Source organism: Photobacterium sanguinicancri, from assembly GCF_002265265.1.
Lineage (GTDB): Bacteria > Pseudomonadota > Gammaproteobacteria > Enterobacterales > Vibrionaceae > Photobacterium > Photobacterium sanguinicancri.
The window spans coordinates 43,659-51,516 of the sequence record NZ_NOIF01000012.1 but is presented as its reverse complement, the minus strand read 5'-3'; the positions used below and the strand labels follow the sequence as shown (position 1 = coordinate 51,516).

The 7,858-nt window shown below is 42.9% G+C and carries 8 protein-coding genes; 4 read left to right on the top strand and 4 right to left on the bottom strand.

Annotation, left to right across the window (positions count from 1 at the left end; translation table 11 throughout):
* The 3 genes from ASV53_RS03785 to ASV53_RS03775 all read left to right on the top strand — a co-directional run.
* A partial coding sequence (locus tag ASV53_RS03785) for an alpha/beta fold hydrolase (protein ID WP_094956164.1) occupies positions 1–1,021 on the top strand: 1,021 nt, incomplete at its 5' end.
* Positions 1,022–1,135: 114 nt separating this feature from the next.
* Positions 1,136–1,954: a metalloregulator ArsR/SmtB family transcription factor gene (locus ASV53_RS03780; protein WP_239928721.1), complete on the top strand. Its 819-nt coding sequence runs from the start codon at positions 1,136–1,138 to the stop codon at positions 1,952–1,954.
* A gap of 17 nt (positions 1,955–1,971) precedes the next feature.
* Positions 1,972–2,466 (top strand): phosphatase domain-containing putative toxin, encoded by a 495-nt coding sequence (locus ASV53_RS03775; RefSeq protein WP_189337815.1) that lies wholly within the window; start codon positions 1,972–1,974, stop codon positions 2,464–2,466.
* 150 nt (positions 2,467–2,616) lie between these two features.
* On the opposite strand, the gene ASV53_RS03770 is transcribed toward ASV53_RS03775, so the two are convergent.
* On the bottom strand, positions 2,617–3,273 hold the full coding sequence (locus ASV53_RS03770; protein WP_094956161.1) for a Qnr family pentapeptide repeat protein: 657 nt from the start codon (positions 3,271–3,273) through the stop codon (positions 2,617–2,619).
* A 495-nt stretch (positions 3,274–3,768) separates the two neighbouring features.
* Here ASV53_RS03770 and dcuC point away from each other — a divergent pair, with 495 nt between their 5' ends.
* Positions 3,769–5,163, top strand: coding sequence for a C4-dicarboxylate transporter DcuC (dcuC, locus tag ASV53_RS03765; RefSeq protein ID WP_094956160.1), 1,395 nt, complete (start codon positions 3,769–3,771; stop codon positions 5,161–5,163).
* 127 nt (positions 5,164–5,290) lie between these two features.
* On the opposite strand, the gene ASV53_RS03760 is transcribed toward dcuC, so the two are convergent.
* The 3 genes from ASV53_RS03760 to pnuC all read right to left on the bottom strand — a co-directional run bounded on the left by ASV53_RS03760 (position 5,291) and on the right by pnuC (position 7,705).
* Positions 5,291–5,971: a Crp/Fnr family transcriptional regulator gene (locus ASV53_RS03760; protein ID WP_062690384.1), complete on the bottom strand. Its 681-nt coding sequence runs from the start codon at positions 5,969–5,971 to the stop codon at positions 5,291–5,293.
* Positions 5,972–6,203: 232 nt separating this feature from the next.
* Positions 6,204–6,941 carry a nucleoside phosphorylase gene (locus ASV53_RS03755; RefSeq protein ID WP_094956159.1) on the bottom strand — a complete coding sequence of 246 codons (738 nt, stop codon included), beginning with the start codon at positions 6,939–6,941 and terminating at the stop codon, positions 6,204–6,206.
* Positions 6,941–7,705 carry a nicotinamide riboside transporter PnuC gene (pnuC, locus tag ASV53_RS03750; protein ID WP_094956158.1) on the bottom strand — a complete coding sequence of 255 codons (765 nt, stop codon included), beginning with the start codon at positions 7,703–7,705 and terminating at the stop codon, positions 6,941–6,943. Before pnuC ends, ASV53_RS03755 begins: the two co-directional genes overlap by 1 nt.
* Positions 7,706–7,858: the final 153 nt, after the last annotated feature.

Below are 7,858 nucleotides of genomic sequence, written 5' to 3'. Positions count from 1 at the left end.
AATGAACGATGTAAATGAGCGCTTGAAACAAAACACCGAGTTAGCACAATCAACCATTAAACAATTTGTTGAGAATGGCGGTTCATCGTATCCAGCAGCTGCCGTAATGGCAACATTGAATGGGTTGTTTGGCGATACCTTGCTAGAGAAAAAGCACAGATTTGCTCAACGCATGTCGATTCGTGATCAGAAGCAAGATTTGGTACTTGAAAAATCCCAGTTAGTACGCCAGTTACCAGATGCGCAATCCCGAATCATCTTGTGCGTGCATGGCTGGTGTATGAGCGATGTGCAATGGACTCGTAAAGGCGTTGATCATGGTCGCCAATTCGAAAAATTTGGTTATACCCCTTTATATCTGAGGTACAACACGGGTCGGCATATTTCAGAGAACGGTGAAGACTTTTCTTACTTTCTAGAGCAGCTTATCAGTGAGTGGCCTTGTGAAGTAAAAGAGCTGGTTTTACTCGGTCATAGCATGGGTGGATTGGTTAGCCGAAGTGCTTGTTATTATGCGGTGCAGCATCAACATGCTTGGCTTAAGTCGTTAACAACCTTGGTGACACTTGGTAGTCCTCATAATGGTGCGCCGCTTGCTAAATTGGCATGCTGGTTAGACGCACAAATTGAAGATACTCCGTCGTTAAAAGCGTTCTCATCTATTGCTGACGTACGCAGTAATGGCAGCCGTGATTTAAGCCGAGGTGTGATTTTTCATGAAGCATGGCGTGATGGTCAGCAAGGCGTGTTCCCTCATATCCACTTGCCTCTGCATGTGAACTGTTTCGCTGCTGCGAGTTGCTTAGGTCATGACATTGAAGATGAAAAAAACAGATTGCTAGGCGATGGGTTAGTACCTGTATCGAGCGCATTGGGTGAGGCGAGGGGCTATATTACGCGTCTTGGTTTTCCGCTGGATAACTTATGGGTCGCGGGGGGGATTAGCCATCTAGGTTTGCTCAATCATCCACAAGTCTTGCATCAGGTACAGTCGTGGGTGTTAGTGAACTCGCCTGATTAAAACCGAAATTTAAGTCAGAATGAGGTCGTTTCATATATATGTAAAAAATCATATATATGATTTGCGATATATTGAGTTTGCGATAGTATACTTCTTAGGCTGACTAAGTAACTATTGATCATGAAACGAATATTATTTCTATGTACAGGTAATTCTGCACGCTCCCAATTGGCTGAAGCTATCATGCGCGATATGGCGGGTGATACGTACATGGTGATGAGTGCGGGGATGCGTCCTGAAGGTGTTGATCCTCGGGTGTATGAAGTGCTTGAACGCTTCGAAATTAACAGTGATAACTTGAACAGTGTGACAGCAGATTCTTATCGCGATCAGCATTTTGATGTTGTGATCACATTATGTGATAAAGCGAGTAATGAGTGTGAACTCTTCACAGATTCGGATGCGCTTATTCACTGGGATTTTAAAGACCCTAAACAGCAAGCAGGCAGCGACAGTTTCTTTGAAACAGCAGAGCAGCTAAAATCAAAAATAGCCTTGTTTTTGTTGTTAAATGGCGAGCATAGTTCACCAACCATTGGGCCTGTTGAGTTATTTAAGATCATGAGTGATCCACTTCGGTTGCGTATCCTAATGTTGATCGAAGATGAATTCGCTTTGTCTGTTAGTGATCTGACCAAGGTGTTGGAAGTAAGCCAACCTAAAGTATCACGTCATTTAGCGTTATTACGCGATGCGGGTATTTTGAATGATCATCGCGAAGGGCAGTGGATCTACTATCATTTTCCGATCACATTACCTCGCTGGATTACGCATGTGTTAGCAACGGTACGCAATGGTAACTCTGCGATGATTAACCAAGAAAAAATTCGGTTAATGCAGCTAAAAGATCGTCGCAAGCCTCAGTTAAGTAAACCTCATATGTTTAACCCGCTAAGTGAACACTATCAACATCACTTGATGGAAAAAAACTGACAGAATAGGAATCAATTATGCCGACTCATCCATTTTGGGCTCTTCCTTTAGCTGATAGCGGAAAGTTATTGCTAACGCCTTGCCCTGGCACGAAAGAAGCAGACTTAGCCAGCTCTATTGCTGATTTGAAAGCTGAAGGCGCGACGGTTGTGCTGACAGCATTAGAAATGAATGATTTGCCTAACGACGGAGTACAAGCATTAGCAGATGCATGTAAAGACGCGGGCTTAGCGTGGTTCCATCTTCCAATAGAAGATGATTGTGCACCAGCAGATGCTTTTGATGTGAATTGGACTGCAGCAAATCAGGCTGCCCAGCGTGCATTAGATAACGGTGAAGCAGTAGTGGCGCATTGTAAAGGTGGCTCGGGCCGTACAGGTTTAATTGCTGCTCGTATCATGCTTGATCGCAGTGTTGATGTGAAAACGGCAGTGGCACAAATTCAGGCGCTTCGCCCTGGTGCTTTCACTCGCCAAGCACACATTGATTACATTGCCCAGTTTGCTAAGTAAGCCTAATGAATCACGGCTGAATTGTGAATAAGACGAAAAGATAACGAAGAAAGGCACGATGATCGTGCCTTTTTATTTCACTTCTTTATTTTACTGCTTTCTTATACCCAAACCTTGAGTCATCTCGGAATCTATTTATAGGTCGAGATCTTAATCAGGCATGACGATAATACCAAGTGGTTCAAGTAACTGAGCCTGTTGCCATTCGCAAATTTTGACACCATGTAAACTTACACGTCGCGGATCAAGGCCATACAGCTCAGTGTGGCTTAAATCGCAATTTTCCATATTAAACTGTCCCCAGCTATCTTCTGAGAATTCACTGCGGCTTAAATCCGACCCTTTAAACGAAGCACCGAGTAGGTTTGCACCATTCCAACGGTTTTCAAACAGGTCACATTTTTCGATGCACTGACGTTCAAAGTTGGCGTAAGCAAGGTTACAACCTGTAATATAAGCAGAGCAAAAGTAACTACTGTGACTGATATGGTTCACAAAGCTGGCTTGCTGAAAGTTCACCCCCTTTAGATCACACTCTCTGAACTCTATACCAAAACAATTCGCGCCTGAGAAGTTAGCCATGGCGAGTTGGCACTGCTTGAAACTGGCATCGCGTAAATCGGCATAATTGAAATGACACCCTTCAATGTCACCTTGTTCAATAAATTTACAATTAACAAACTGTACATCTCTTAAATCAGAACGTTCGAAATTACAGCGATAGAATTGGCAGTTTTCGTAATGCGAGTCACGTAAGTTCTGGTGAGAAAAATCCGCCTGATCAAAAGATTTGTTTTTCGTTAGCATGGGTAAGCTCCGTTAAATAACCCGTGCAGACTATCATCTGATAACGTAAAAAAACCAGTAATTAAAACCCTGTAAAAACAACATATTAAAACCCTTCAAAATAGCCCCTTTAAGGCCCCAAAATCGCACGTGATAAGACTAACAAGCTTGTTATCATCTGAGCGTATGAGGAAATTAATTTGAATTAATGTCGTCTTAGTCATTAACTGGTTAAATTTGCAGCAAAATGCACTATTGGCATGGTGGTAAATCATTTCTAGTGTTGAACAATACCTTGTAAAGATTCTTTGAGTTATTGCTGTGGCTTATTGCTTTACGGCGATAGATACATAAAAAATAAGCGAATATATTAAAATGTGACCATAGACAGAGAAACAAGATCCTTAATGCGAGCGATACTATGTGTATATGCAACTCATGATTTAAATCAACATTTGGTTGCATACTCTGGGATATACCTCTGCACTGTTATCTAACACTGCTTATGAGGAAGCAATGAGCATATTTATCTCCATACTTGTCGTATCTATAGTCGGATTCGCCATTCTTAAAAAATATAACGCAATTGCCACCCTATTTTTAGGGGCGGCGGTATTAATGGCTGTCTGTGCTGCAATGGGGTTGCCCGTTATACCAGAAGCTCAATCCAGCGGTAATGCGTGGTTGGATATCTTTGAGTCGATGAACTTAATGTTCAATAACCGCTTCGGTGGCATGGGGCTGATCCTGTTTGCCTTGCTAGCTTATGCGCGTTACATGACTTACATTGGTGCTAACGATATTGTTATCAATAATGCGCTTAAGCTGCTGGGTGGAATCAATAAACCCTACTTATTGCTGTCTGTTACTTTTCTTATTGGTAGCTTTATCTCGCTAGCAGGGTTTGGTGCAACTAGCCTTGCAGTATTACTGATGTCGACCTTGTTCCCTGTTCTAAATGCCCTTGGGTTACCTGCTATTTCGATTGCTGCTGCTATTGCAACAACTGCGACTATCAGTTTCTCGCCGTTGGCTGTCGACTCGGTGATTGCAGCTGAAAACGTTGGTATGTCGGTTGAAATTTACACCATGAAATATCAAATTCCTTTGGCTATCCCAAGTATGCTTGCGATGGCGGCTGCCCATTATTTCTGGCAGCAGTATATGGATAAAAAAGAGGGGTTATTTCAGCAGGGCAATACCAAGAAAATTGATCTTAAAAATGTCAATGTGCGGACCTCAGAAGTAGAAGGCAAAGCGCCAGGCTTTTACGGCTGGTTGCCGATGTTACCCATCATAGTGCTCATTATCACCAGCGGTGAATTAGGCCTGATTGAAGGTGTTAGCATGAACATTGGTACTATTGCCATTCTATGTTTATTTACCGCTATGGCGTTGGAAGCGATTCGTCACCGTAGTGGTCGATCAGCAATGGATGGTATGAGTGCCATTGTTAAGGGGATGGAAGATGCGTTGCCAGTGGTTCTGATTTTGGTTGGTGCAGGTGTGTTTGCCCAGAGCCTGAAAGCTATCGGTGCGATCAATATGTTGATCGAATCAGCCTCACAAGTTGGTTTTGGCCCTACGGCAATGATGTTGGCACTGGTTGGTTTGACGGGTGCAGTTGCCTTCCTGACTGGGTCTGGTAACGCTGCTTTTTATGCCTTTGTTGAGCTGATCCCTAAAATTGCGGATGGTATGGGCATTAATGGTGTTTATCTGGTTATGCCAATGCAACAGGCTTCAAATGCTTGTCGTGCGATGTCACCGGTAGCTGGGGTTATCGTTGCGTCATCTGGTATGGCAAAAGTGTCGCCGTTTGATCTGATCAAGCGAACAATTCCGCCAATTACATTTGGACTAGCGGTTAACATCATTCTAAGTATTCTCTTCCTGCCAATGGCTATTTAATGCTACTGGTATTACTTAACCCTTGATGGGGTTAGTGTAACCATAACAAAAAAGCCTGATACCTTACGACGAGGGATCAGGCTTTTTCATACACAAGAATATGAACATTTACTTATCCGAATTGGTATTACTCAAATTCAAAGATGAATGATTTGAGCGCCTCAATATCGGCGATTTTGATTTCACCGCTGGTTTTAGTGATTAGGCCTTTATCAATTAACTCTTTAACGGCACGGCGGTAGACCCGACTTGAAGTACCAAAGCGTTCTGCTTCTTGTTCAGCCTTACCAAACGATCCGAGTGTGACTCTTTCTTGGTAGCGGTGCCATAAGTCATACGCAATGTTGTAAGTTATCGAGTGCAGTAGGCGATAGGTATAAATATCTAGCGAGTCTTGGTAATCATTGGCTAGTGCACTGGCAAAGAAAAGGGTGAACTCAGGACGATGAGTTATAAGTTCTGCAACGGATTTTAAACATATAACGTCAACTTCAAGCTGTTCTTCTGCTACCACATTCCATTGACATCCCGTTTGAGAAAAAAGCTCCATTTCCCCAAAAATATGGTGATCACACTCGACTTCCCCGAGCTGAAAGCAACGACCATTCATTGCAGATATGTGCATCGATACCCGACCAACAGAAACGAGGTAGAGATGTTTAACTGGTTGGCCTTGTTGCAAAATAATCTCGCCAGCTTGGTAAAATCGACTGTGAAGCTGGCACTGGTAAAAAGCTTTACGAAATTCATCGTAGAGTTTGTTGAGGGTGTCGGTAAATCTACCTGTTTGATAGGGTCTTAATTGCATTGTGAATGTTAAATAGTGGCGAATAGAATGAAAGTAGCGGAATGATACATGTATCAATAAATCCACTTTGTTGTGGCGATCACAGATAGTGACAGACGATCGGTAATTATTTAGGGCAAGAAGTCGAATACACAAAAGCCCATATCTGGGCTTTTGTAATCCTAACGTTTTTGGGGAACGTTTTTTTAAATGCATTGGATGCTAAATTTACAAGCAGGTCTAACCGCGATGATTAACAGCGACAAAGTGCAGCTAAAGCGGCTTTTGCTGCCATTATTTCCCCTTGAACCGTAATGTCATTTGCGTTCGCATACTCGCTCACACCTTCTTGAACATTTTGTTGGTATAACACTACGTTGTTCAATATTGATGCGACTTGAATCCCACGTAATTTTCCGACGGTAAATAAGGCTGACGTTTCCATGTCAGCACCTAGAACGCCTTTACGGCTCCAATGCTCGCATATTTTATCTTCTTCATCGGTGTAGAAGCTGTCATGTGAACGTACAATACCGTAATACGCAGGGTAAGCATGCTCTGTTAAATAGCGTTCTATTTCTGTAGTGAGTGGACGGCTTGCTATTGCAGGATAGGTATTCGATACATAGGCTTTAGATCCACCTTCATCGCGTACAGCCCCTTCAGCCACTATGAGTTCACCTAAACCAATATTACCTTGTAGTGCACCAGCAGACCCTACACGCACTATGTACTTAGCACCACATAAGGTTAATTCTTCAAGTGCAATCAGTGCGGAAGGGGAGCCGATCCCTGTGCTGCAAACCGTGATCTTATGATCTTGGTAGTAGCCGCTAATTATTCTGTACTCGCGGTTTTCAGCAATTTGTTCACTGCGCTCAAGCAGCGTGGCGATTCTGTTTACGCGGTCTGGCTCTCCACACACAATCACTTTGTCCGATACATCGTCAAAGCAGACAGCGATATGGGGTTGTTTTACATCGTTACTCATTATGCTAACTCGTTCACTGTTTCTTCGGCTTTATTTTGCTGAGTTTCATTTTGTTTAGCTTGGTTGTGCTTCGCTGTGCCCATCCAAGTGCGAGTACCGTTCATCGCAATGAATAGCAAAATAGCGTACTCAATCGACAATGCATACACCCCTTGAGCAGCATAAATGCCGACACTAATGATGTTAATCACTACCCATAAAATCCAGTTTTCAACATATTTACGAGTCATCAGAATTTGCGCGACCACAGAAAGCACTGTCATCACTGAATCCCAGAATGGGAAGGCATCGGGCTCCAGTGTCGGACGTGCTAGGTCTGCGCCCAGTAAATTCAAGCCATCAACACTCACGTTAGCCAGTGCCAAGAAGAATGGGTCGATGTAAATTGTCATAATACCAATGGCTAAAACGCTAACGGCAATAGTGTAAGAGAGCTTTTGTTTACTCAACCAACGTACTTCGAGCTTGTCACCATTTTCTGATGTTGGTCGTGTCCATGCATACCAGCCATAAAGGTTGGCGCAGAAGAAGAACAGTTGCAGTAACAAGATGCCATAAAGTTGAATTTGATAAAAAATGATGGCAAATAAACTGACATTGATAAGGCCAAAAAGGTAATTGATTGTTTTCTCTTGGCTTGCATTCCAAATACACAGCAAGCCAAAAATTGTCCCGATGGCTTCAATCCACGACATTGCGTAGCCACCACCAATAGGGATGTTAATAAGGGTGTTATTGATATCGAACCAGGCGATAAAGTCCATCATGTATGTCCTTGGGTTATTTTCCGTATGGCGCCAGTGTAGAAAATTGCCTCTATTATCATAAGGACATTTGTCCGACTGCTATTGGCTAGGCTCATGTTTTGTGAATTTTCTGACAAGTTAGTGGATGAGTATCTTCTCGTCACGACAATA

Coding starts and splice junctions, on each gene's coding strand:
- dcuC (WP_094956160.1), top strand. CDS start 3,769: ATGAGCATATTTATCTCCATACTTGTCGTATCTATAGTCGGATTCGCC.
- ASV53_RS03755 (WP_094956159.1), bottom strand. CDS start 6,941: ATGAGTAACGATGTAAAACAACCCCATATCGCTGTCTGCTTTGACGAT.
- pnuC (WP_094956158.1), bottom strand. CDS start 7,705: ATGGACTTTATCGCCTGGTTCGATATCAATAACACCCTTATTAACATC.
- ASV53_RS03775 (WP_189337815.1), top strand. CDS start 1,972: ATGCCGACTCATCCATTTTGGGCTCTTCCTTTAGCTGATAGCGGAAAG.
- ASV53_RS03770 (WP_094956161.1), bottom strand. CDS start 3,273: ATGCTAACGAAAAACAAATCTTTTGATCAGGCGGATTTTTCTCACCAG.
- ASV53_RS03760 (WP_062690384.1), bottom strand. CDS start 5,971: ATGCAATTAAGACCCTATCAAACAGGTAGATTTACCGACACCCTCAAC.